Annotated in this window: 21 protein-coding genes; 3 read left to right on the top strand and 18 right to left on the bottom strand. The window is 61.4% G+C overall.

Annotated features, from left to right (window positions below; genetic code table 11):
- Window positions 1–93 precede the first annotated feature (93 nt).
- The 15 genes from SOM28_RS14320 to SOM28_RS14250 form a co-directional block, all read right to left on the bottom strand.
- The gene (locus tag SOM28_RS14320; protein ID WP_123068514.1) at window positions 94–516 is read right to left on the bottom strand and encodes a F0F1 ATP synthase subunit epsilon; all 423 of its coding nucleotides are present in this window, start codon (window positions 514–516) and stop codon (window positions 94–96) included.
- 31 nt (window positions 517–547) lie between these two features.
- The gene (gene atpD / locus SOM28_RS14315) at window positions 548–1,951 is read right to left on the bottom strand and encodes a F0F1 ATP synthase subunit beta (protein WP_123068513.1); all 1,404 of its coding nucleotides are present in this window, start codon (window positions 1,949–1,951) and stop codon (window positions 548–550) included.
- 57 nt (window positions 1,952–2,008) lie between these two features.
- Window positions 2,009–2,884: a F0F1 ATP synthase subunit gamma gene (gene atpG / locus SOM28_RS14310; protein ID WP_320468512.1), complete on the bottom strand. Its 876-nt coding sequence runs from the start codon at window positions 2,882–2,884 to the stop codon at window positions 2,009–2,011.
- Window positions 2,885–2,940: 56 nt separating this feature from the next.
- The gene (gene atpA, locus SOM28_RS14305) at window positions 2,941–4,482 is read right to left on the bottom strand and encodes a F0F1 ATP synthase subunit alpha (protein ID WP_320468511.1); all 1,542 of its coding nucleotides are present in this window, start codon (window positions 4,480–4,482) and stop codon (window positions 2,941–2,943) included.
- Between the two features lie 68 nt (window positions 4,483–4,550).
- Entirely contained in the window at window positions 4,551–5,084 is a 534-nt protein-coding gene (locus SOM28_RS14300) for a F0F1 ATP synthase subunit delta (RefSeq protein ID WP_123068510.1), read from the bottom strand.
- Window positions 5,085–5,086: 2 nt separating this feature from the next.
- Window positions 5,087–5,557, bottom strand: coding sequence for a F0F1 ATP synthase subunit B (locus tag SOM28_RS14295; RefSeq protein WP_123068509.1), 471 nt, complete (start codon window positions 5,555–5,557; stop codon window positions 5,087–5,089).
- A 77-nt stretch (window positions 5,558–5,634) separates the two neighbouring features.
- Window positions 5,635–5,880, bottom strand: coding sequence for a F0F1 ATP synthase subunit C (atpE, locus tag SOM28_RS14290; RefSeq protein ID WP_005664041.1), 246 nt, complete (start codon window positions 5,878–5,880; stop codon window positions 5,635–5,637).
- An 85-nt stretch (window positions 5,881–5,965) separates the two neighbouring features.
- A complete protein-coding gene (atpB, locus tag SOM28_RS14285; protein WP_123068508.1) occupies window positions 5,966–6,799 on the bottom strand; it encodes a F0F1 ATP synthase subunit A in 834 nt (277 codons plus the stop codon).
- Window positions 6,800–6,803: 4 nt separating this feature from the next.
- Window positions 6,804–7,139: an ATP synthase subunit I gene (locus SOM28_RS14280; protein ID WP_320468510.1), complete on the bottom strand. Its 336-nt coding sequence runs from the start codon at window positions 7,137–7,139 to the stop codon at window positions 6,804–6,806.
- A 354-nt stretch (window positions 7,140–7,493) separates the two neighbouring features.
- Entirely contained in the window at window positions 7,494–8,372 is an 879-nt protein-coding gene (locus tag SOM28_RS14275) for a ParB/RepB/Spo0J family partition protein (protein WP_123068506.1), read from the bottom strand.
- 22 nt (window positions 8,373–8,394) lie between these two features.
- Window positions 8,395–9,165, bottom strand: coding sequence for a ParA family protein (locus SOM28_RS14270; RefSeq protein WP_320468509.1), 771 nt, complete (start codon window positions 9,163–9,165; stop codon window positions 8,395–8,397).
- A gap of 122 nt (window positions 9,166–9,287) precedes the next feature.
- Complete coding sequence (gene rsmG / locus SOM28_RS14265) at window positions 9,288–9,938, bottom strand: 16S rRNA (guanine(527)-N(7))-methyltransferase RsmG (RefSeq protein ID WP_320468508.1); 651 nt, start codon at window positions 9,936–9,938, stop codon at window positions 9,288–9,290.
- Window positions 9,935–11,866, bottom strand: a complete 1,932-nt coding sequence (mnmG, locus tag SOM28_RS14260; RefSeq protein ID WP_320468507.1) for a tRNA uridine-5-carboxymethylaminomethyl(34) synthesis enzyme MnmG — start codon at window positions 11,864–11,866, stop codon at window positions 9,935–9,937. The genes rsmG and mnmG overlap by 4 nt, the downstream gene beginning before the upstream one ends.
- Window positions 11,867–12,065: 199 nt before the next feature.
- A complete protein-coding gene (locus SOM28_RS14255) occupies window positions 12,066–12,836 on the bottom strand; it encodes a sulfite exporter TauE/SafE family protein (protein WP_320468506.1) in 771 nt (256 codons plus the stop codon).
- An 82-nt stretch (window positions 12,837–12,918) separates the two neighbouring features.
- Entirely contained in the window at window positions 12,919–13,758 is an 840-nt protein-coding gene (locus SOM28_RS14250) for an alpha/beta fold hydrolase (RefSeq protein WP_320468505.1), read from the bottom strand.
- 1,244 nt (window positions 13,759–15,002) lie between these two features.
- On the opposite strand from SOM28_RS14250, the gene SOM28_RS14245 reads away from it, so the two are divergent.
- Window positions 15,003–15,797, top strand: a complete 795-nt coding sequence (locus SOM28_RS14245) for a 5'-methylthioadenosine/adenosylhomocysteine nucleosidase (protein WP_320468504.1) — start codon at window positions 15,003–15,005, stop codon at window positions 15,795–15,797.
- Here the strand turns inward: SOM28_RS14245 and ald are convergent.
- Together ald and putA are read right to left on the bottom strand one after the other, a co-directional pair.
- Window positions 15,767–16,882 (bottom strand): alanine dehydrogenase, encoded by a 1,116-nt coding sequence (gene ald, locus SOM28_RS14240; protein WP_320468503.1) that lies wholly within the window; start codon window positions 16,880–16,882, stop codon window positions 15,767–15,769. The two genes, SOM28_RS14245 and ald, sit on opposite strands and share 31 nt — an antisense overlap.
- A gap of 130 nt (window positions 16,883–17,012) precedes the next feature.
- Window positions 17,013–20,660: a trifunctional transcriptional regulator/proline dehydrogenase/L-glutamate gamma-semialdehyde dehydrogenase gene (putA, locus tag SOM28_RS14235; protein ID WP_320468502.1), complete on the bottom strand. Its 3,648-nt coding sequence runs from the start codon at window positions 20,658–20,660 to the stop codon at window positions 17,013–17,015.
- Window positions 20,661–20,872: 212 nt separating this feature from the next.
- On the opposite strand from putA, the gene SOM28_RS14230 reads away from it, so the two are divergent.
- Complete coding sequence (locus SOM28_RS14230) at window positions 20,873–21,328, top strand: Lrp/AsnC ligand binding domain-containing protein (RefSeq protein ID WP_005664065.1); 456 nt, start codon at window positions 20,873–20,875, stop codon at window positions 21,326–21,328.
- Between the two features lie 98 nt (window positions 21,329–21,426).
- Here SOM28_RS14230 and SOM28_RS14225 read toward each other — a convergent pair whose 3' ends face one another.
- The gene (locus SOM28_RS14225) at window positions 21,427–22,380 is read right to left on the bottom strand and encodes a LysR family transcriptional regulator (RefSeq protein WP_123067680.1); all 954 of its coding nucleotides are present in this window, start codon (window positions 22,378–22,380) and stop codon (window positions 21,427–21,429) included.
- 148 nt (window positions 22,381–22,528) lie between these two features.
- On the opposite strand from SOM28_RS14225, the gene SOM28_RS14220 reads away from it, so the two are divergent.
- A complete protein-coding gene (locus SOM28_RS14220; RefSeq protein ID WP_123067681.1) occupies window positions 22,529–22,813 on the top strand; it encodes a hypothetical protein in 285 nt (94 codons plus the stop codon).
- Window positions 22,814–23,179 lie beyond the last annotated feature (366 nt).

Below are 23,179 nucleotides of genomic sequence, written 5' to 3'. Positions count from 1 at the left end.
AACTGTAATTCAGTCCCGATGAACCGCTAAAAAACCGGGATATAAAAAAGGGCAGCCCGCAGGCTGCCCCTTTCAGTGCCGAGCTTGTTCAGCTCAACGGCCTTTCGACCGCAGTTTCTGGATCGCCGCCAGCTGCGCAACCGCCGCGGCCATTTCGGCCTGGGCTTTTGCGTAGTCGATGTTCGAATCCTTGTTCAGCATCAGCTCTTCAGCCTGCTTCTTGGCTGCGCTTGCTTTCGCTTCGTCCAGGTCGCCACCGCGGATCGCGGTGTCGGCCAGCACGGTCACGCCGTTCGGCTGCACTTCGAGGATACCGCCGGCTACGAAGACGAACTCTTCGCCGCCGCCGGCCACCTGGATGCGCACGGCGCCCGGGCGGATGCGCGTGATCAGCGGGGTGTGCTTCGGGTAGATACCCAGCTCACCCGCTTCACCCGGCAACGCGACGAATTCGGCCTGACCGGAGAAGATCTGCTCTTCGGCCGAGACTACGTCAACGAGAAATGTGTTTGCCATGTGTGTCCTTCAGTTAGACGAAGAAGCCGACTTAGGCAGCCAGTTTCTTGGCTTTCTCGATAGCCTCTTCGATCGTGCCGACCATGTAGAACGCTTGCTCCGGCAGGTGATCCAGTTCGCCCGATGCGATCATCTTGAAGCCCTTGATCGTGTCTTTCAGCGAAACGTATTTGCCTGGTGCGCCGGTGAAGACTTCAGCGACGTGGAACGGCTGCGACAGGAAACGCTGCATCTTGCGAGCGCGAGCGACGACCAGCTTGTCTTCTGGCGCCAGTTCGTCCATGCCCAGAATCGCGATGATGTCACGCAGTTCCTTGTAGCGCTGCAGGGTGTTCTGCACGGCGCGCGCGGTGGCGTAGTGCTCTTCGCCGACGACCAGCGGATCCAGCTGGCGCGAGGTCGAATCGAGTGGGTCGACCGCAGGGTAGATACCCAGCGATGCGATGTCACGCGACAGAACGACGGTCGAGTCCAGGTGGGCGAAGGTGGTAGCAGGCGACGGGTCGGTCAAGTCATCCGCAGGGACGTAGACGGCCTGGATCGAGGTGATCGAACCGGTCTTGGTCGAGGTGATGCGCTCTTGCAGGCGGCCCATCTCTTCGGCCAGGGTAGGCTGGTAGCCCACTGCCGACGGCATACGGCCCAGCAGTGCCGAGACTTCGGTACCGGCCAGGGTGTAGCGGTAGATGTTGTCGACGAAGAACAGAACGTCCTTGCCTTCGTCACGGAACGCTTCAGCCATGGTCAGGCCGGTCAGCGCGACGCGCAGACGGTTGCCTGGTGGTTCGTTCATCTGACCGTAGACCATTGCCACTTTCGAGTTGGCAGGGTTTTCCAGGTCGACGACTTTCGCATCGGCCATCTCGTGGTAGAAGTCGTTACCTTCACGGGTACGCTCACCCACGCCGGCGAACACGGACAGACCCGAGTGTGCCTTGGCGATGTTGTTGATCAGTTCCATCATGTTGACGGTCTTGCCGACGCCGGCGCCGCCGAACAGGCCGACCTTACCGCCTTTGGCGAACGGGCAGACCAGGTCGATGACCTTGATGCCGGTTTCCAGCAGGTCGGTCGATGGCGACAGTTCGTCGTAGGCCGGCGCGTCACGGTGGATCGACGCCATGCGCTCGTGGCTGACCGGACCGCATTCGTCGATCGGGTTGCCCAGCACGTCCATGATGCGGCCCAGGGTCGGGGTGCCGACCGGGACCATGATTGGATTGCCGGTGTTCTGGATGATCATGCCGCGACGCATGCCGTCCGAGCTGCCCAGCGCAATGGTACGGACAATGCCGTCGCCCAGTTGCTGTTGCACTTCCAGGGTCAGGTCGGAGCCTTCCATTTTCAGTGCGTCGTACACTTTCGGCATGGCGTTACGTGGGAATTCCACGTCAACCACTGCGCCGATACACTGAACGATTTTGCCATCAGCCATGTTCGTTCCTTCAGATATATAGTTAAATTCTTTTAGCTTGATCGAGGGGTGCAGCCGTCAGACGGCAGCGGCCCCAGAGACGATCTCGGAGAGTTCTTTGGTAATCGCAGCCTGGCGGGTCTTGTTGTAGACCAGTTTCAGGTCGCTGATGACACTGCCGGCGTTATCGCTCGCGGCCTTCATCGCGACCATGCGCGCCGATTGCTCGGACGCCAGGTTTTCTGCCACCGCCTGGTACACCAGCGCTTCCACGTAACGCACCAGCAGCTCGTCGATGACGACCTGTGCTTCCGGTTCGTAGATGTAGTCCCAGCCGTGGGCGCCTGCATCGGCTTCCAGCGCTTTCGCTGGGAGCGGGAGCAACTGCTCGACCATTGCTTCCTGCTTCATCGTGTTGATGAACTTGGTGTAGCACAGGTAGACAGCATCGAGCTTGCCTTCCTGGTACGCGTCCAGCATCACTTTGACCGGTCCGATCAGCTTGTCCAGTTGCGGGGCATCGCCCAGCTGGGTCGCTTGCGACACCAGCTTCATGCCGACGCGGTTCAGGAAGCCCAGGCCCTTGTTGCCGATGGCGACTGCCTCGACACGGTTGCCCGCTTGTTCCTGCTCACGCGCCTTCTGCGTTACCTGGCGCAGGATGTTGGTGTTCATGCCGCCGCACAGACCCTTGTCGGTCGTGATGACGATGAAACCCACTGCCTTTGCCGACACACCCTTGGCTTGCGCCATGAATGCGTGCGTGTACTCCGGGTTTGCGCCCGCCAGGTTGGCGGTGATATTACGAACCTTGTCACTGTAGGGACGGGCGGCGCGCATGCGATCCTGCGCCTTGCGCATTTTCGATGCGGCGACCATTTCCATCGCCTTGGTGATCTTCTTCGTATTCTCTACGCTCTTGATCTTGCCACGAATCTCTTTGCCTGCTGCCATGAGTCCTTACTCCTTCCGGGCACCGGCGCCGCCCGCGGGCGGCGCCGGTCCATCAATTAATATGCGCCGGATTTCTTGAAATCAGCAACAGCGGCGGCCAGCAGTGCTTCGCTGTCCTTGTCCAGTTGCTTGGTTTCGTCGATCTTCGACAGCAGGGCAGCGTGACCCGACTTCAGGAAGGCGTGCAGGCCGTGTTCGAATGGCAGCACTTTCTTGACTTCGATATCGTCCAGGTAGCCCTTGTTGACGGCGAACAGCGATGCGGCCATCAGCGAGGTCGACAGTGGCGAGAACTGCGGCTGCTTCAGCAGTTCGGTCACGCGCGCGCCGCGGTCCAGCTGCTTGCGGGTCGATTCGTCCAGGTCCGATGCGAACTGCGCGAACGCAGCCAGTTCACGGTACTGCGCCAGGTCGGTACGGATACCGCCCGACAGGCCTTTGATGACCTTGGTCTGGGCAGCGCCACCGACGCGCGACACCGAGATACCGGCGTTGATCGCAGGACGGATACCGGCGTTGAACAGCGAGGTCTCCAGGAAGATCTGGCCGTCGGTAATCGAAATCACGTTGGTCGGCACGAAGGCCGAGACGTCGCCAGCTTGGGTTTCGATGATCGGCAGTGCGGTCAGCGAACCGGTCTTGCCGGTGACGGCGCCGTTGGTGAACTTCTCGACGTAGTCGGCGTTCACGCGGGCTGCGCGCTCGAGCAGACGGCTGTGCAGGTAGAACACGTCGCCTGGGTATGCTTCGCGGCCTGGTGGGCGGCGCAGCAGCAGGGAAATCTGGCGGTAGGCAACTGCTTGCTTCGACAGGTCATCGTACACGATCAGTGCGTCTTCGCCGCGGTCGCGGAAGTATTCGCCCATCGCGCAGCCCGAGTAGGCCGAGATGTACTGCATGGCGGCCGATTCCGACGCCGACGCTGCCACGACGATGGTGTATTCCATCGCGCCGTGGGTTTCCAGCGAGCGCACGATGTTCTTGATGGTCGATGCTTTTTGACCGATCGCGACGTACACGCAGGTGACGCCTTGACCTTTCTGGTTGATGATCGCGTCGACAGCGACAGCCGATTTACCGGTCTGGCGGTCGCCAATGATCAGCTCACGCTGGCCACGGCCGATCGGCACCATCGCGTCGATCGACTTGATGCCGGTCTGCATAGGCTGCGACACCGATTCGCGGGCGATGACGCCTGGCGCGATCTTTTCGATCGGGGCGGTCAGCTTGGCGTCGATCGGACCTTTGCCGTCGATCGGCTGGCCCAGGGCGTTGACCACGCGGCCACGCAGTTCAGGACCGATCGGCACTTCCAGGATGCGGCCGGTGGTCTTGACGATGTCGCCTTCCGAGATGTGCTCGTAAGCACCCAGGATGACCGAACCGACCGAGTCGCGCTCGAGGTTCATCGCCAGGCCAAAGGTGTTGCCTGGGAATTCCAGCATCTCGCCCTGCATCACGTCCGACAGACCGTGGATGCGGCAGATACCGTCGGCGACCGAGATGACGGTGCCCTGGTTGCGGACGTCGGCAGTGGCTTCGAGGCCCTGGATCCGGCTCTTGATCAGCTCGCTGATTTCAGATGGGTTAAGTTGCATGCTAGCTAACTCCAATTATAGTTTCTTGATGCGTAGGGCAAGGGTGAGTCGTCGGAGGTGCGATTGACTCAGGACGCGAGCGCAACGTGCATCCGTTGCAGCTTGGCGCGTACCGAGGTATCGAGCACTTCGTCACCGACGACCACGCGCACACCACCGATCAGCGAGGGATCCACTGTTACCGTTGGGTTCAGCTTGCGGCCAAATTTCTTTTCCAGCGTGGCGGCCAGCTGCGACAGCTGGTCGGCCGAAAGCTCGAACGCGCTGAAGATCGTCGCGTCGGCTGCGCCTTCGCTGGCGTTCTTCAGGAGCGCGAACTGGGCGCTGATTTCCGGCAGCAGGTTGATGCGGCCGTTTTCTGCCAGCATTGCGATGAAATTCTTCGCTTCTGCAGTCAGCGGAGCCTTGACCAGCGACGCAATCGTGTCCGCCAGTTGTGCATGCGTGACGTGCGGGTTGCTGGCGAAGGCCTGCACATCGGAATTGGCGCCGATCTGGCCCAGTTCCGACGCGATGGCCGACCACGCGTTCAGGTCGCCGGTTTGGGCGACACGGAACAACGCTTCGGCGTAAGGGCGGGCGACGGTTGCGAGTTCTGCCATGATCAGAGCTCGGTCGACAGTTGCGACAGCAGGTCGGCGTGGGCCGCTGCGTTCACTTCACGCTTGAGGATCTGCTCGGCACCGGCAACCGCAAGGGCTGCAACCTGGCCACGCAGTTCTTCGCGCGCGCGCGTCACTTGCTGCTCGGCGTCGGCCTTGGCGGCAGCGACGATGCGTGCGCCTTCTTCGACGGCGGTTTTCTTCGCTTCTTCGATGATCGCAGCAGCGCGCTTTTCAGCGTCGTTGATGCGCTTCTGGACTTCGTCACGGGCGCCGGCCAGTTCGGTCTGGACGCGCTTTTCGGCGGCAGCCAGGTCAGCCTTGCCGCGGTCGGCAGCGGCCAGGCCACTCGCGATCTTCGCAGCGCGCTCGTCGAGCGCTTTCATCAGCGGCGGCCACACGAATTTCATCGTGAACAGCGCCAGGATGAAGAACACCACGAGCTGTGCAAGCAGGGTTGCATTAAGGTTCACGGTTTTATCCTTCTTACAGAAACACGGATGCCGAACCAGAAACTGGTTCGGCCCTTCAAGACCTCGAGACGCGAGTCTTAGACTGGAACGAACGGGTTAGCGAACGCGAACAGCATTGCGATACCAACGCCGATCAGGAACGCCGCGTCGATCAGACCAGCCAGCAGGAACATCTTGGTCTGCAGGGTGTTCATCAGTTCTGGCTGACGTGCAGAAGCTTCCAGGTATTTACCGCCCATCAGAGCGATACCGATACAAGCGCCGATTGCGCCCAGACCGATGATCAAACCGCAAGCCAGTGCAACAAAAGAAAGGTCAGTCATGTAAAACTCCAAAAGTTAAATTAAAAACTAAATTAAAAACTACAACTTCTTTACAACCACATTCACTCGATGCTTGCGGCTTCGATCAGTGGCCTTCGTGAGCCTGACCGAGGTAAACCAGCGTCAGCATCATGAAGATGAATGCCTGCAGGAGAACGATCAGGATGTGGAAGATCGCCCAGATGGAACCGGCAATCACGTGGCCGATGAAACCGAACATCGTCGCGGTTCCGCCCAGCAGTGCGATCAAGAGGAACAGCAGTTCGCCGGCAAACATGTTACCGAACAGTCGCATACCGAGCGACACCATTTTTGCTGCGTATTCGATGACGTTCAGGAGCAGGTTGAACGGCGCCATCCAGATGCCGAACGGTGCCGAGAACAGCTCGTGGAGCCAGCCGCCGAAGCCCTTGATCTTGATGCCGTAGTAGATCATCAGCAGCAGTACGCCCAGCGACATGCCGATCGGACCGTTCAGGTCGGCGGTCGGAACCACACGGTGATACGGGAAGATGTGCTCGACGCCGAAGGCGGCGAACAGCCATGCCCACATGTCGACCGGCAGCAAATCCAGCGCGTTCATCAGGACGATCCAGACGAACACGGTCAGTGCCAGCGGAGCGATGAAGCTGCGGTCGCCGTGCACGATGGTCTTGGCCTGGTCGTCGACCATTTCAAACATCATTTCGACGAATGCCTGGAAACGGCCAGGAACGCCGGCAGTCGCGTTGCGCGCGGCGGCCCACATCAACAGGCAGGCGGTCAGGCCCATCGCGATCGACCAGAACATGGTGTCGTAGTGGATGACCGAGAAATCGACCGGTCCCACCTGGTACTGGTTCTTCAGGTGGCCCAGGTGGTGAATGATATATTCTGATGCGGTGGGCGCGTGCGCTGCGCCGTCTACTGGAGTCGCCATGTCGTCATTGCCTAAATAATAAGATGATGTAACTTTTCAGTGCCACGATGATTCCGGCGACCAGTGCCAGCCAGTTTAGATCGTGATACAGCCACGCAGTTGCGCCTAAAAGCGCCAGCGTTAATGCAATCTTTACAAATTCCCAGATGAAAAATGTCGCGGGACTCGCCGTACCCGAAGCGGACGCGGCGAACAAGCGCACTGCCATGATCCCGTTGGGCACGACACAACACAAACCGCCCAGTACCGCCGAAAACATCGCAGCCCGTCCCCCCAGTAGTGCGGCGATGAGACCGACGACTACCGTTGCTATCAGCTGCAGGGAAACGATGCGTAGCATATTCTTTTAGCTCTTGCGCTAGCGCATTTTGGACGTACTACGAGGTGATAATTACAAGAATCGCCGGAATTATAAGTGGTTATACGGACGTGAGTCAAACGATTCCACACTTATAACTGGGACGAATATATGGCGAAAATGTGACACGATGCCGGCGGATAGCGCAATATTTTCAGCTACTTAGCTTCAGATCGTGTATATGGCGTGATGTGACAATTGCGCTGCGGTAGGTGACTACAGGCCAGGGCCGGCCGGCGCGAAAGTTGGTAGCGCTAACGCGTCGGAGGTGGCTGGCAAGATAGCCAGCCCCCCCCTGCGACGCCACCCCATGCGACCGGGTAGCGTCCCTGTTTTTTACGCGCGCAGACGCGCAAGCACGCCTTCGAGGATGTCCAGGTCGGCGAAGTCGATGATCATCTGGCCCTTGCCCTTCGCGCCCATCTTGAACAGCACCGGGGTCGCCAGCTTGTCGGACAGTTCTTCTTCAAGCCGCACGATGTCGCCCGGCTTGTCCTTGGCGCGCGCCGACTGGGCCGGGGCGCTTTGCTCTTCGAGCGCGCGCGCGACCAGCTTCTCGGTCTCGCGCACCGACAGGCGACGGGCGACGACGTGATTGGCCAGCGCGATCTGGTTCGCACTGTCGACCGCCAGCAAGGCGCGGGCATGGCCCATGTCGATATCTCCTGCCATCAGCATGGTCTGCACCGGCTGCGCCAGGTTGATCAGGCGCAGCAGGTTCGACACCGCGCTGCGCGAGCGGCCGACCGCGCCGGCCGCCTGCTCGTGCGTGAAATTGAAGTCCGAGATCAGGCGCTGGATGCCCTGCGCCTCCTCCAGCGGATTCAGGTCTTCGCGCTGCATGTTCTCGATCAGGGCCATGGCGGCCGCGGCCTGGTCGTCGACGTCGCGCACCAGCACCGGGATCTCGTCCAGGCCCGCCATCTGCGCTGCGCGAAAGCGCCGCTCGCCGGCGATGATTTCGTACGGCGTGCCCGATCCCGCCGGCAGCGGACGCACCAGCACCGGCTGCATGATGCCCTGGGTCTTGATCGAGGCGGCCAGCTCGGACAGGCTCACTTCGTCCATGCGGGTACGCGGTTGATACTTGCCGGCCTGGATCTGGGTGACGGCCAGGACCGAAGGGAGATTGCTTGCAGCGGGCGCGGCGTCCATGTCGCCGCCGAGCAGGGCGTCGAGCCCGCGGCCCAGTCCCTTGAGTTTTTTGGTTGCCATTCTTTGTCAGCTCTCTTGGTGATTACATGGTCTTGATGCGCTGGACCATTTCCGCGCCAAAGGCGATGTACGCCTGCGCGCCTTTCGACGAGGGATCGAAGGTCACGCCCGGGATGCCGTAGGACGGCGCTTCGGCCAGGCGGACATTGCGCGGGATGATGGTCTTGAACACCTTGTCGCCGAAGTGCTGCTCGAGCTGGTTCGAGACCTGCTGCGACAAGGTCATGCGCGGGTCGAACATCACGCGCAACAGGCCGATGATCTTGAGGTCGGTGTTCAGGTTGGCGTGCACCTTCTTGATCGTGTTGACCAGGTCGGACAAACCTTCCAGCGCGTAGTACTCGCACTGCATCGGGATGATCACGCCATGCGCGGCGCACAGGCCGTTGAGCGTGAGCAGCGACAGCGACGGTGGGCAGTCGACCAGGATGAAGTCGTAGTCGGCGTCGACCGCAGCCAATGCATCCTTCAGGCGGCGCTCGCGGTTCTCGAGCGACACCATCTCGACTTCGGCGCCGGCCAGCTCGCGGTTGGCGGGCAGCACGTCGAAGCGCCCTGCCTCGGAGCGCACACGCGCGCCAAGCACATCCGACTCGCCCAGCAGCACCTGGTAGATCGACGACTCGAGCTCGGCCTTGTTGATGCCGGCGCCCATGGTCGCATTGCCCTGCGGGTCGAGGTCGACCAGCAGCACGCGCTGGTCCAGTTTAGCCAGGCCCGCCGCCAGATTGACGGAGGTGGTGGTCTTGCCTACCCCACCCTTCTGGTTCGCTACGCAAAATATCTTCGCCATCTATTCTCTTTCTCGAAAGCGGCTACAAGACGCCATACCGTTCATATCGTACAAACCATTTGAATGATTCATACTGTATAAACGATATAAACGGTTTATACGGTTTATACTATTAATATTGTTTAGGTGGTTCTCTGGATGAAGACCAGGTGACGCTCTGCGCCCAGTCTTGGCACCTGCAATGGCTGCAAACCGCTCACTTTCCACTCTTGCGGCAGGCGTTCGCGTTCCTCGCTTGGCGCCACTCCTTTCAGGGCGATGAATTTACCGCCCTCTTGCAGCAGGTGTCCCGACCAGTTGACGAAATCGGACAGGTCCGCAAAAGCGCGTGAGGTGATGACGTCGAATTTGTCGCTCACCGCCAGGTCTTGCACCTTCATCGTGTACACGGTGACGTTCGTGAGTGCCAATTCCGCCTTCACTTGCGTGAGGAAGGCGGTTTTCTTGTGCACGGTGTCGATCATCGCCACTTTCATGTCAGGCCGGGTAATCGCCAGCACCGTGCCTGGCAATCCGCCCCCTGCCCCCACGTCCAGCACATTGCGGGCATCCTTGAATGCCGGCACCGCGGCCAGCGAGTCGAGCAGGTGGTGGGTCACCATCTGCATCGGGTCGCGCAGCGAAGTCAGGTTGTACACCGCATTCCACTTGTGCATCAGCTGCAGGAAGGCCATCAGCTTGCCCTGCTGTTCTGGCGTGACATCCAAGCCCATTTCGGCAATACCGTCGGCCAGCACCTTGGCCAGCGCATCGCGGTCGAACGCATATTTCATTGCGCCGCCTCCGAAGTAGTCGGGGCAAAGCCCGGGACGCCACGCTTTTTCAGGTGCACCAGCAGCAGCGAGATCGCCGCCGGGGTCACGCCCGAAATGCGCGAAGCCTGGCCCAGGGTTTCGGGACGCTGTTTATCCAGCTTCTGGCGCACCTCGAACGACAAGGCCGCGATCTCCAGGTAGTTCAGGTTCTCTGGCAGCTTCAGGTTTTCATAGTGGTCGTGACGCTCGACTTCGCGCGCCTGGCGATCGATATAGCCGGAATACTTGAGCTGGATTTCCACCTGCTCCTTCACGGCCGGATCTTCGACGCCGGGGCCGGCCAGCGGCTGGCCTTCATTACCTTGCATCGTCATCAGGGTGTCGTACTCGACGCCTGGTCTTCTCAGGAGGTCGGCCAGGTTGTACTCGCGCTCGAGCGCCTGCCCCACCACCCGCTCCGATTCGGCGGCAGCCAGGATGCGTGGGTTGACCCAGGTCGCTTTTAGTCGTTCCAGTTCGCGGGCGACGGATTCGCGCTTGGTCTCGAAGGCCTGCCAGCGCGCGTCGTCGACGATGCCCAGCTGGCGGCCGATCTCGGTCAGGCGCATGTCGGCGTTATCTTCGCGCAGCGACAGGCGGTATTCGGCGCGGCTGGTGAACATGCGGTAAGGCTCGGCCACACCTTGCGTAGTGAGGTCGTCGACCAGCACGCCGAGGTAGGCTTCGGAACGGCCCGGCGTCCAGGTGTCCTTGTCTTGGGTTTGCAGTGCGGCGTTCAGGCCGGCCAGCAGGCCCTGGGCCGCGGCTTCTTCGTAGCCGGTGGTGCCGTTGATCTGGCCGGCGAAGAACAGGCCCTTGATCGCCTTCGTTTCGAGCGAAGCCTTCAGGCCGCGCGGGTCGAAGTAATCGTATTCGATCGCATAGCCGGGACGCAGGATGAAGGCGTTCTCCATGCCACGCATCGAGCGCACCAGCTCCAGCTGGACGTCGAAAGGCAGGCTGGTCGAGATCCCGTTGGGGTAGAACTCGTTGGTGGTCAGGCCTTCCGGTTCCAGGAAGATCTGGTGCGATTCCTTCGAGGCGAAGCGGTGGATCTTGTCTTCGATCGATGGGCAGTAGCGCGGGCCGACGCCTTCGATCACGCCGGTGTACATCGGGCTGCGATCCAGGCCGGCGCGGATGATGTCGTGGGTACGCTCATTGGTATGCGTCACCCAGCACGGCACCTGACGCGGATGCATCGCCACATTACCCATGTACGAGAAGACCGGCACCGGATCGAGGTCGCCCGGCTGTTCGGCCAGCACCGAAAAGTCGATGCTGCGGCCATCGATGCGCGGCGGCGTGCCGGTCTTGAGGCGGCCCTGCGGCAGCTTGAGTTCCTTCAGGCGCGCGGACAGCGAGGTCGCCGGCGGATCGCCCGCGCGTCCACCCGAATAGTTCTGCAGACCGACGTGGATTTTACCGTCCAGGAAAGTACCGGCGGTGAGCACCACGGCGCGGGCACGGAACTTCAGGCCGACCTGGGTGACGGCGCCAACCACGCGGTCGCCCTCCACCATCAGGTCGTCGACCGCCTGCTGGAACAGCCACAGGTTCGGCTGGTTTTCCAGGCGCGCGCGGATCGCCGCCTTGTACAGGACGCGGTCGGCCTGGGCGCGGGTGGCGCGCACGGCCGGGCCCTTGGACGAATTCAGGATGCGGAACTGGATGCCCGCCTCGTCGGTGGCAATGGCCATGGCGCCACCGAGGGCGTCGACTTCCTTGACCAGGTGACCCTTGCCGATGCCGCCAATCGACGGATTGCAAGACATGGCGCCGAGGGTTTCGATATTGTGGGTTAGCAGCAGGGTCTTTTGACCGGTGCGTGCAGACGCGAGTGCGGCTTCGGTTCCGGCATGGCCGCCGCCGACGACGATGACGTCGAATTCAGTAGGAAATAGCATGATGGGGTGTGGAGCGAGGGGACTAATGCGCGATTATAGATTCTTTTTTCCTGCTGGACTCTCCATCGGTCCGAAAACGACAGATTTTGTTTCACGTGAAACCTTACTCTTCTGTTCTTACCTAGGTGTTTCACGTGGAACAGTGGACAAGAAAAAAGCCGGGTGAGAACCCGGCTTTGATGTTTCACGTGGAACAGCCTTACCAGCCCAGCTTTGTGAATGAATCGTAGGCTGTCTTTACAATCAGCGCCGAAACGACAAACAGGAATAATTTGCGCACGAAACCACTACCATGCTTCAACGCCAGCCTGGTGCCGATCACCGCACCGACGATCTGGCATCCCGCCATCAGCAAGCCCAGCTGCCACAGCAAATGACCGCTATAGCCGAACCACATCAGCGCCGACAGATTGCAGGCGACGTTGACGATCTTCGCCGCAGCCGAGGCGCTCAGGAAGTCGAAACCGAAGAAGCGCACGAACAGGAACAGCAGGAAACTGCCGGTGCCCGGTCCGAAGAAACCATCATAAAAACCGATCGCGGCGCCGATGCCGATTGCCCAGTAGCGCTCGGCCATCCCGCTGTGCAGTGGCGCGTGCACCGCGCCGAGATCTTTCTTCATGAAGGTATAGACGGCGACCGCGACCAGGACGAACGGCAGCAGCGCGCGCACGAAATCGGCCGGCACCTGGGTCACGGTCCAGGCGCCGACGAAAGACAGGGTAAACGCGGCGATGGCTGCGGGCGCCGCGGTGCTCCAAGCGACCCGCACGCGGCGCGCGTAACTTGCGGCGGCCGAACCGGTGCCGAAGATCGCTGCGAGTTTATTGGTGCCGAGGATGGTTGCCGGCGCTTCTTTCGGCAACAGGGAGAACATCGCGGGAAGCTGGATCAGGCCGCCGCCGCCGACAACGGCGTCGACCAGGCCGGCGGCAAAAGCGGCGCCGCCGAGCCACACTACATCGATCATGGGAGACTTTCAGGGGAAGTGCAGAGCCGATATTTTACGGCAAGCAAGCCGTACTGACACGGCGCCGCCCTTCCCGTGGCACTTATTCCGGCGTGACGGCCGCCGGCGATCGTGCGAAATCGATGAGCAAGCCATTCAGCCGCTCGGCGCCCGATAACTGCAGCCAATGGCCTACGCCGTCGATGCGCGCATACTCGAAGCCGGCGCGGCATTGTTCGCGCGAGTCCAGCATTTGCTGTTCGCGCAGCGCGGGATCGCGCTCGCTCCAGACACCCAGCACCGGCACATCGACCGGCTTCCAGCGCTTGCCGCGTGAACCCTTGAGATTGGCGCGGTAGTAATTCAGGGCGGCGGTCAGTCGGCCCTGCGGCGCCAGCGCATCGATCCAGAGTTGCTGCTGTTCGCGGCTGCGATTCATCGCACGCAGAGCCGCCCAATTACCTGCCTTCAACAGCGTTTCGGCCAGGACCGGCGTCATGAATACGGCCATGTACCAGAAGCGCAATTTTTGCGTGAGACCTGACTTGGCCAGCGCCTTTGGGTGGCCCACCGACAGCGCCGCGTAACGGCTGACGCGTTGAGGCGCATGCATGGCCAGATTCCAACCGACCTGCGCACCCCAATCGTGGCCGACCACCGTCGCCTCGGCGATGCCCAGTGCATCCATGAGCTGCAGCACGTCATCGGCCACGAAGTCGATTGCGTATGCGCTGACCTCGGACGGCATATCGGTCTTGCCGTAGCCGCGCAGATCGGGAGCGATAACCTGGAAACCAGCCGCAGCCAGGGCCGGGATTTGCCGCCGCCAGATCGCATGGGTATCCGGAAAGCCATGCAAGAGCACGACTGGCGGGCCCTCACCGGCAGTCACGTAGTGCATGTTCAAACCATTGACCCTGGCGTACTGCGACACGACGTCCATGCGTTTCCCTGTACCTCAGTTCGATGGGAAACAGCTTACCAGAACGTAAACGCCTGTCCAGACCCCCTCTGTGGATAAGCTACTTGATATCCACAGGTATCGTTTGTGCAGAACTCGGCTTTTTTGCACAGGCAAAAATCTTGTCCAGATTTGCCACCAAGCAGTCTGCTTAGCAGTGCACGGACTTATCCGTCACATAAATGCCTGATTTCGCGCTCTTTAATCGGGTTGTCCACAGAAACCAGCTACCGTTAACCACTATTATCAATGTTGTATACAGATCTTGGTTGTAAACCTGACGACCTCGCGAAAAAAAAAATTTCTTCCACGTGTGGCAAATCGGGGAAGGCAAATCGCGCAAGCCGATGCTGTCGGCCATCTCGACTGCTTGCTCGCACATCGTGTTCACCAAGGCCAGCCAAGCTGGGAAAGGAACGGCGTCTGTGGATAAGCGAATGAATATTCACAGGACGGAATGTGCAGAAACCACCGACTTGTCCAGTTAAGAAATTTCTATTCAACTTTCCTACAGCGCAGGAACAGGCGTTTTCCAGCGGGTTAACGCGGCCGTAAACCATTGATGTTGTGGAGAAAACCGTCTTTATCCACAAAGAAGCTCGCGTTTACTATTACTATCATTTTGTATACAAGCCTTTAACTAAAACAAATACGAGAAACGCCGCTGCCGCTGACTCCGGACCAGCCCGAGGTTGCAAACGAGGAAAGGCGTGCAGAAAAGATCAGTCACACGCACGAGTTCCTGGTCATGGCGATCGCGCTAGACCTCTCGAACTGCACGCCTGGTAGCAATAACACGCGAGCGCCTGTGGAAAAGCCGCTGCATATCCACAGCGCCGGATGTGCAGAACAGGCCATTTTTCTGTGAGCCGATTTGTTGTCCAAGAACGGTGCAAGCCGAACGCAAGCTTTTTCCCGCGCGTAAACGACGTCGTAAACCGTTGATACTGTGGAGTAAACTCGCCTTATCCACAGAGAACATCGCGTTTACCTACTACTATCAACCTTGTATACATATCTCTTAATTAAATAAGCAAACACAGCGCAAGCAAAAAAAGCGTCTTCCAGAACAGGTCATTCACTTCCTCCAACCAGAACCAGGATCATTGCAATTCAAGGACTGAATGCGATGGAAGCTGTGTACAATCCGTCCCTTATGCACAGTTGCCGATCTGAATCGCCAATAAGGTGCAAAACGTCTCTACACACTCACCCAGCAAGAAAACATGCGTCTAGGGATCATCAGCGCTTTGCACGAAGAACAGGCAGGGCTCGTGGAAGCCATGGGAGGGGCCGCCAAGCTCATCCACGGCAAACGGGAGTACTGGGTCGGACAGCTATGGGAAATCGACGCTGTGTGCGTTTTATCGCGTATTGGCAAGGTTGCCGCTGCGATGACTGCGACAACGCTTGTGGAAAAGTTCGGAGTTACGCACATCCTCTTCACGGGCGTTGCCGGCGCCGGGGATAAAACGATTCGTGTGGGCGACATCGTGGTGGCCGAATCGCTGGTCCAGCACGATATGGATGCCAGCCCTTTGTTCCCGCGTTTCGAAGTGCCGCTCACGGGCCAGACGCATTTCCAGCCAGACCAGCAGCTGTCGCTAAGACTGTCCAGCGCCGCCCACGCCTTCCTGGAATGCGACTTCCTGGAGACGATCTCCGAGACCGAGAGACAGGCATTCGGCCTCGCACAGCCGCGCGTACATCGTGGCCTGATCGCCAGCGGCGACCAGTTCGTCAATGACCGCCAGCGCATCGATGCGCTCAATGGCGCCCTGCCCGGGCTGGTGGCGGTGGAGATGGAAGGCGCCGCAGTGGCGCAGGTGTGTCAGGAACTGGACGTGCCGTTCGCCGTCATCCGCGCGGTATCGGACAATGCCAATGAAGACGCGGCCCACGACTTCATGCGCTTCGTGAAGTCGGTGGCCGCGCAATATGCTTTCCACATCACCCGGCGCCTGTGCCGGCATCTGGTGGAAGCGCCGCTTCAGCCCAGGAGCGAATCCGCTGGGATGTAGTCGTAGCCCAAGGCCTGGGCTACGGCTTCGAAGGTCACCTTGCCCTGGCAGACGTTCAGCCCATGACGCAAGTGGACGTCGTCCGCCAGCGCGCGCCGCCAGCCTTTATTCGCCAGCGCCAAAGCATGGCCGATGGTGGCGTTATTCAGGGCGAAGGTCGAGGTGCGCGCCACCGCGCCCGGCATGTTCGCAACGCAGTAGTGGACCACGCCATCGACCAGGAAGGTCGGATCGGCGTGCGTCGTTGGGTGTGAAGTCTCGAAACAGCCGCCCTGGTCGATCGCCACGTCGACGACCACAGCGCCCTTCTTCATGCGCGAGACCATGTCGCGCGTGACGAGTTTCGGCGCCGCCGCGCCAGGCACCAGCACGCCGCCAATTACCAGGTCGGCGCTCACGACCGCTTCCTCGAGCGCGTGAGCATTGGAATACAGGGTCGAGATGCGGTTGCCGAACACCAGGTCGAGCTGGCGTAGCCGGTCGACGTTCTTGTCGAGCACCGTGACGCGGGCGCCGGTGCCCACCGCCATCTGCAGCGCATTGGCGCCGACCACGCCGGCGCCGATGATGACGACGTGGCCGGCCGCCACGCCAGGCACGCCGCCCAGCAGCAGCCCCATGCCGCCCCGGGATTTCTCCAGATGGGCGGCGCCGGCCTGGATAGCCATGCGGCCCGCGACTTCGCTCATCGGCGCAAGCAGGGGCAAGCCGCCGCCCGGACCGGTGATCGTTTCATAGGCAATGCAGATGGCGCCCGATTTGACCAGCGCCGCGGTTTGCTCCGGATCGGGAGCCAGGTGGAGGTAGGTGTAGAGGATTTGGCCTTCGCGCAGCATCGCGCATTCGGCCGGTAACGGCTCCTTGACCTTGACGATCATGTCGGCGCGCGAGAAGACTTCGTGGGCGCTGTCGACGATGGTGGCGCCGGCCGCGGTGTAGTGGGCGTCGTCGAGGCCGATTTCATGGCCTGCGCCCTGCTGGATGATGACCTGGTGGCCGCGCGCCACCAGTTCGCGTACCGATGGCGGCGTGAGGCCGACGCGGTATTCGTGGTTCTTGATTTCCTTTGGAACGCCTACAAGCATGTCGGTCTCCTGTTGTGTTGTGTGCTGCTGCTTCTCCTACTGATTCTCTTCTGGTTGGACGCGTGGACGGCAAAGCCGTCCACCCTACGTCGGCGTCGACGAAATAGTCGACGCCGTGTTTCGACGATTCTTACAGGCCCAAGGTCATCAGGCTTGCGTTGCCGCCAGCGGCGGTCGTGTTGACGCAGACCGCGCGCTCGGCGACCAGGCGCCACAGGTCCACCGGCTCCAGGGCGTCGGTGTCGACGATGCCGACGATCGCACCCGGGCGCGCCGCCAGCTGCGTGCGCAGCAGGCCGGCCAGGCCGGTTTCGACCAGCGCGATCGCGACGTCGGCCGCATCGATTTCTTCCTTGCCCACGAAGCGCACGCGTTCCTTCACCGCCGCCGGCAGGTTGGCCGGAATCGATTCAGGCGTCGGCGCCAGCACCAGCGCGCGGTTGCCGGTGGCGAGGGCCGCTGCCAGCTGATTAAGCAGGCCGGCCGAGGTGGCGGGCGCGCACAGCACGGCGCCGCGCGGCGTGAACGACAGGCGGTTGCTTTCGCCGGTCGGGCCGGGAAGGTCCATCGACACGCCATTGAGCGAAGTGCGCGCGTAACCCTCGGCCAGCGCGGCCACCGGCTGCTGGCCGGCCGTGCGCAGCCAGCCGATCAGGGCTTCCAGCGCCGCTTCTGGCTGGCGCACGTGTTCCATCAGGGGCGCCGCGCCACGCTGCAGGCGTTTCAGGTACAGCGGGCCGCCGGCCTTGGGACCGGTGCCCGACTTGCCTTCGCCGCCGAACGGCTGCACGCCGACCACTGCGCCGACGATGTTGCGGTTGACGTAGATGTTGCCGACATGGGCGCGGTTGACGATGTGGTCGATGGTTTCATCGATGCGCGAATGCACGCCCAGGGTCAGGCCATAGCCGGTGGCGTTGATCGCATCGATCACCGAGGGCAGCTCGGCGCGGCGGTAGCGCACGATGTGCAGCACCGGGCCGAAGACTTCCTGCTTGAGTTCCGCCAGCGAGGCGATTTCGAGCACGGTCGGCGGCACGAAGGTGCCGGCAGCGAGGACCGACGCCGGCAGCTCGAGCGCGAAGTGGCTGCGCGCGGTGGCCTTGGTGCGCTCGATGTGGGCCAGCAGGTTGCGCTGGGCTTCGGCATCGATCACCGGGCCGATGTCGGTCGCCAGGCGGTCCGGGCAGCCCACGCGCAGTTCCTGCATCGCGCCCTTGAGCATCTTGATGGTCTTGTCGGCGATGTCCTCTTGCAGGAACAGCACGCGCAGCGCCGAGCAGCGCTGGCCGGCCGAGTCGAAGGCCGAACTCAGAACGTCCTGCACCACCTGCTCCGGCAGCGCCGAGGAGTCGACGATCAGCGCGTTCTGGCCGCCGGTTTCGGCCACCAGCGGGATGTCGATGCCTTCCTGTTGCGCGCGCTTGGCCAAGGTGCGGTTGATCAGCTGGGCGACTTCGGTCGAACCGGTGAAGATCACGCCTTTGATGCGGCTGTCCGCCGTCAGGGCGGCGCCCACCACTTCACCACGGCCCGGCAGCAGCTGCAGCGCGGCGCGCGGGGTGCCCGCCTCGAGGAACAGTTCCACCGCGCGATAGGCGATCAATGGGGTCTGCTCGGCCGGCTTGGCCAGCACCACGTTGCCGGCCGCGAGGGCGGCCGCTACCTGGCCGGTGAAGATCGCCAGCGGGAAGTTCCAGGGGCTGATGCAGCTGACAGGGCCCAGTGCGTCGGCCTTGCTCGAGCCGCGGATCTGCACCGCGTAGTAGCGCAGGAAGTCGACCGCTTCGCGCAGTTCGGCGATCGCGTTCGGCAGCGATTTGCCGGCTTCACGCACGGCCAGGGCCATCAGCTCGACGCCGTTCTGTTCGAACAGGTCGGCGGTGCGCTCCAGGATCGCGGCGCGTTCATGGGTGGCGGTGGCGGCCCATTCGCCGGCGAAGGCGCTGGCAGCGGCCAGGGCGGTTTCGACGTCGGTGCGCGAGGCCTCGCTCACCTGGCCGACGATATCGCTCGACATCGCGGGATTGACCACGTTGGCGGGCACGCCGGCGTCGACCGAGCCAGCGATCAGCGGGCCGGCGACGTGCTGGCGCTGCTGCGCCAGACCGTCCGCGACCTTGGCCAGGACGTCTTCGTTGACCAGGTCCATGCCCGCCGAATTCTTGCGCTCATCGCCGAACATGTCGACCGGCAGCGCGATCGCCGGATGCGGCTTGCCGCCGCTGGCGCGCGCGACGTCGAAGGGATCGGTGAGCAGTGTGTCGATCGCGACGTTCTCATCGACGATCTGGTTCACGAACGAGGAGTTGGCGCCGTTTTCCAGCAGGCGGCGCACCAGGTAGGCCAGCAGGGTTTCGTGCGAACCGACCGGCGCGTAGATGCGGCAAGCCTTGTCCAGGTTCTTGCTGCCCACGACCTGGTCGTACAGGGTCTCGCCCATGCCGTGCAGGCACTGGAATTCGTAGTTGCTGACCTTGTCCTCTTTGGCCCAGGTGTAGATCACCGACAGCGTGTGGGCATTGTGGGTGGCGAACTGAGGATACAGCACGTCGGCCGCCGCCAGCAGCTTGCGCGCGCAAGTCAGGTAGGAGACGTCGGTGTACACCTTGCGCGTATAGACCGGATAGCCTGGCATGCCGTCGACCTGGGCGCGCTTGATCTCGGCGTCCCAGTAGGCGCCCTTCACCAGGCGCACCATGAATTTGCGGCCGCTGCGCTTGGCCAGGTCGACCAGGTAGTCGATCACGAACGGGCAGCGTTTCTGATAGGCCTGCACCACCAGGCCGATGCCTTCGAAGCCGGCCAGGTCTGGGTCGAACGCCAGCGCTTCGAGCATGTCGAGCGAGATCTCGAGGCGGTCGGCTTCTTCGGCGTCGATATTGATGCCGATGTTATAGGTCTTGGCCAGCAGGACCAGGCTGCGCACGCGCGGCAGCAGTTCTCCCATCACGCGCGCATATTGCGCACGGCTGTAGCGCGGATGCAGCGCCGACAGCTTGATCGAGATGCCCGGACCGTCCTTGATGCCGCGGCCATTGGAGGCCTTGCCGATCGCGTGGATGGCGGCTTCGTACGAGGCGTAGTAGTTCTTCGCATCGCTTTCGGTCAGCGCCGCCTCGCCCAGCATGTCGTAGGAGTAGCGATAGCCGCGCGTTTCGTTGTCGCGGCTGTTCTTCAGCGCTTCGTCGATGGTCTGGCCGGTGACGAACTGGTTGCCCAGCATGCGCATCGCCATGTCGACGCCCTTGCGGATCAGCGGTTCGCCGCCCTTCGCGATCAGGCGCGTGAGCGCCGAACCGAGACCCTGCTCGCTATTGGTCGAGACCAGCTTGCCGGTGATGAGCAGGCCCCAGGTCGCGGCATTGACGAACAGCGATGGCGATTCGCCCAGGTGCTTGCGCCAGTCGCCGCGGCTGATCTTGTCGGCGATGAGGCGGTCGGCGGTTTCGCTGTCCGGGATGCGCAGCAGCGCTTCGGCCAGGCACATCAGCGCGACGCCTTCTTCCGACGACAGCGAGAATTCGTGCATCAGCGCGTCCACGCCGGAAGCGCGGGTACGCTTTTCGCGCACTGCGGAGACCAGGCGATGCGCCAGCGGCTGGGCGTCGGCGCTCGGTGTGGCGCCCTGGGCCAGCAGCCATTGCACTGCCTCGGATTCATCGCGGCGGTAGGCGGCGGTGATGGCGGCGCGCAGGAGAGTCTGCTCGCGCCTGGTTTCAGCGTGGAGGGCGTCGAAGGGAACGAAGGTGGAGGCCGGGGAAGCAGCGATCTGCATGGCTATCTAGTCAAAAGAAAAATACACAACGAGGGCCACCGCACAGCAAAAGCGCCGTACCACATCACGTGGCCGGCGCAGTCTGGAACTCGGTGGAAATGATTCGATTGTAGAAGGATTTCTTCTGGATTAATTCTGCTTTTAATCGTTACTAGCAATAGATAGTTTTTGATGCGACAATCTGACCGAATAAAATTAACGGGAGACACCCGATGTTGGACAAGATCAGCAAGAAGATCCTCGCCGAGCTGCAGAATGACGGCCGCATCAGCAATGTGGAACTGGCGGCGCGCGTCAACCTGTCGCCGGCGGCCTGCCTCGAGCGCGTGCGCAAACTGCATGAATCGGGCTATATCATGGGCTATACGGCCCAGCTCAATCCGCAGCTGCTCGACGTGTCGCTGCTGGTCTTTATCGAAGTCGTGCTCGATCGCACCACGCCCGAGGTGTTCGATGCGTTCAAGCAGAGCGTGCAAATGATTCCCGAGGTGCTGGAATGCCATATGGTGGCCGGCGGCTTCGACTACCTCGTCAAGGCGCGCGTGAAGGATATGGCGGCCTACCGCGAGTTCCTGGGCAAGACCTTGCTGCAAAAGGGCGTGCGCGAAACCCACACCTATGCGGTGATGGAAGAAGTCAAGAATACGACCAAGCTGCCGATCCGCTGATCGTCAGACCGTGCTTTAAAAGTGAAACGGCCAGGCATTTGCCTGGCCGTTTTGTTTCACGTGAAACATTTTGCTGGTCGACACCAGCGCTGGCGCTGTCAGACGATCTTGCGCACGCCGCTTTTTGAGGCGCTTTCGGCCATCGATTCCAGGTTCTTGCGCAGCCAGCGGTGAGCCGGACTGCGGCCATCGCGTTCGTGCCACAGCATGTCCAGGTGGACCGCCGGCAGCTGCAAGGGCAGCTCCTTCCAGATCAGCACGTCGGTCATGCCGGTCGAGACCATCAAGTGCTTCGGCAACACGGTGATCAGATCGGAGTTCGCCACCACCCTGCCCGCCGTGAAGAACTGGTTCACCGTTAAGAGGATGCGGCGTTCGCGGCCGAGCTGGGCCAGCGCCTCGTCGACCAGGCCGTGGGCACGGCCCGAGAAGCTCACCAGCAAGTGGTTGGCCTTGCAATAGGTGTCGAGATCGAGCTTTTCCTTGGCCAGCGGGTGATCCTTGCGCATCACGCACACATAGACGCCGGAGTACAGGCGCTCGTGGCGGATCGGCGAACCGGTCTCGTACGAGAGCTGGGCGGCGACGCCGGGGAAGAAGCCGACCGCCAGGTCGATATCGCCGCGCAACAGCATCGGACGCGGCTCGCGCGTCGTCAGCGGCACCATGCGGATGTTCACGCCCGGCGCCTCGCTTTCGATCGAGCGCATCAGGGAAGGCAGCCACAGCGCGGCGGTGGCGTCGGCCATCGCCATGCGGAAGGTCGCTTGCGCCTTGGAGACGTCGAAGGTCTCCGGCATCACCGCCGCTTCCAGCGCCGCCAGGGCCTGGCGCACGGCCGGCCACAGGGCTTCGGCGCGCGGGGTCGGCTTGACGCCGTAGGCGGTGCGGATCAGGAGTTCGTCGCCCAGGCTCTCCCGTAGTCGCTTGATTGCATTCGACACTGCGGGCTGGGTCATGGCCAGGTGGCCGGCGGCACGGGTCAGGTTTTGCTCGGTCATCACCGCGTCGAATACGCGCAGCAGATTCAGGTCAAGCGTCAGAAAGCTCATGGGATCAGGAGAAAACTGTTGTGAATACAGGAGTACGGGTAGTGTACTCCAAATCATTCACAAACTGTATAAGGGCCATCAGGGAACAAAATTAGATTTATATGTTGCGACGCACTATAGTTCTCAACAATAACAGAACGAGCCTATCATGTCTTCCACCGCCTCCCTAGTCCAAGCTGCCGCTGCCGTGCCCTACGGCCAGGTGTTCAGCACCACCGTGTATCTTGCCTTGCTGGCTGGCTTTGTCTTGTTCTTCCGCCCACTGCTGGTCGGCATCGGCCGGGCCCTGTACCTGACCGTGCGTCCACGCCGCAGCAAGGCCGAGCTGGCCGCGCGCCGCGCCCTGGACGAAGCGCTGGCGCTCAAGCGCAAGCTGGCCAGCCTGGATCCGGTGGACGCCGCTGAAGTGCGTGCGATGGGCATCCGCCACTGATTATTACCGAATTCTCCCCTAACGCGGTCTCCGGCAACGGACACCGCGTTTTTTTTCGTCCCTGCCTTCTGTAGCACGCCGCCACGGCTGCAATCTCTTTTCCCCCTGAAAAACGCCGGGATGTCGCTTTACGCCTGGTGACTTCACGTTACCGGGATTTTCTCGCCTTTTTTATTTAACAAAGTTCACAAAGAGTCAAAAATATGATTTATCGGAAAAGTGTTCACGCGTTACTTGTCATATAGATGAGTATATTTAGCGAGTAGTTGCAGCAATTTTAGGCGAATATGGATGAGCTATGTCGTTGCCTTGATTTAGCCTGAAATTATCGACGATGGTGACAACTTGATGGCACGTTCTGAGGCG

The organism is Massilia sp. CFBP9026, from assembly GCF_034045165.1.
Taxonomy (GTDB): Bacteria; Pseudomonadota; Gammaproteobacteria; order Burkholderiales; family Burkholderiaceae_D; genus Telluria; species Telluria arenae.
Note: the sequence above shows the minus strand (reverse complement) of the source record. Positions and strands in the feature narration are given on the sequence as shown.

Excerpts from the sequence above, each read along its gene's own strand:
- SOM28_RS14275 (WP_123068506.1), bottom strand. The coding sequence starts at position 8,372 with ATGGCAACCAAAAAACTCAAGGGACTGGGCCGCGGGCTCGACGCCCTG.
- SOM28_RS14220 (WP_123067681.1), top strand. The coding sequence starts at position 22,529 with ATGTCTTCCACCGCCTCCCTAGTCCAAGCTGCCGCTGCCGTGCCCTAC.
- putA (WP_320468502.1), bottom strand. The coding sequence starts at position 20,660 with ATGCAGATCGCTGCTTCCCCGGCCTCCACCTTCGTTCCCTTCGACGCC.
- SOM28_RS14255 (WP_320468506.1), bottom strand. The coding sequence starts at position 12,836 with ATGATCGATGTAGTGTGGCTCGGCGGCGCCGCTTTTGCCGCCGGCCTG.
- mnmG (WP_320468507.1), bottom strand. The coding sequence starts at position 11,866 with ATGCTATTTCCTACTGAATTCGACGTCATCGTCGTCGGCGGCGGCCAT.
- SOM28_RS14320 (WP_123068514.1), bottom strand. The coding sequence starts at position 516 with ATGGCAAACACATTTCTCGTTGACGTAGTCTCGGCCGAAGAGCAGATC.
- SOM28_RS14230 (WP_005664065.1), top strand. The coding sequence starts at position 20,873 with ATGTTGGACAAGATCAGCAAGAAGATCCTCGCCGAGCTGCAGAATGAC.
- SOM28_RS14280 (WP_320468510.1), bottom strand. The coding sequence starts at position 7,139 with ATGCTACGCATCGTTTCCCTGCAGCTGATAGCAACGGTAGTCGTCGGT.
- SOM28_RS14225 (WP_123067680.1), bottom strand. The coding sequence starts at position 22,380 with ATGAGCTTTCTGACGCTTGACCTGAATCTGCTGCGCGTATTCGACGCG.
- rsmG (WP_320468508.1), bottom strand. The coding sequence starts at position 9,938 with ATGAAATATGCGTTCGACCGCGATGCGCTGGCCAAGGTGCTGGCCGAC.
- atpA (WP_320468511.1), bottom strand. The coding sequence starts at position 4,482 with ATGCAACTTAACCCATCTGAAATCAGCGAGCTGATCAAGAGCCGGATC.
- atpB (WP_123068508.1), bottom strand. The coding sequence starts at position 6,799 with ATGGCGACTCCAGTAGACGGCGCAGCGCACGCGCCCACCGCATCAGAA.
- atpE (WP_005664041.1), bottom strand. The coding sequence starts at position 5,880 with ATGACTGACCTTTCTTTTGTTGCACTGGCTTGCGGTTTGATCATCGGT.
- atpG (WP_320468512.1), bottom strand. The coding sequence starts at position 2,884 with ATGGCAGCAGGCAAAGAGATTCGTGGCAAGATCAAGAGCGTAGAGAAT.
- SOM28_RS14250 (WP_320468505.1), bottom strand. The coding sequence starts at position 13,758 with ATGGACGTCGTGTCGCAGTACGCCAGGGTCAATGGTTTGAACATGCAC.
- SOM28_RS14300 (WP_123068510.1), bottom strand. The coding sequence starts at position 5,084 with ATGGCAGAACTCGCAACCGTCGCCCGCCCTTACGCCGAAGCGTTGTTC.
- ald (WP_320468503.1), bottom strand. The coding sequence starts at position 16,882 with ATGCTTGTAGGCGTTCCAAAGGAAATCAAGAACCACGAATACCGCGTC.
- atpD (WP_123068513.1), bottom strand. The coding sequence starts at position 1,951 with ATGGCTGATGGCAAAATCGTTCAGTGTATCGGCGCAGTGGTTGACGTG.
- SOM28_RS14270 (WP_320468509.1), bottom strand. The coding sequence starts at position 9,165 with ATGGCGAAGATATTTTGCGTAGCGAACCAGAAGGGTGGGGTAGGCAAG.
- SOM28_RS14245 (WP_320468504.1), top strand. The coding sequence starts at position 15,003 with ATGCGTCTAGGGATCATCAGCGCTTTGCACGAAGAACAGGCAGGGCTC.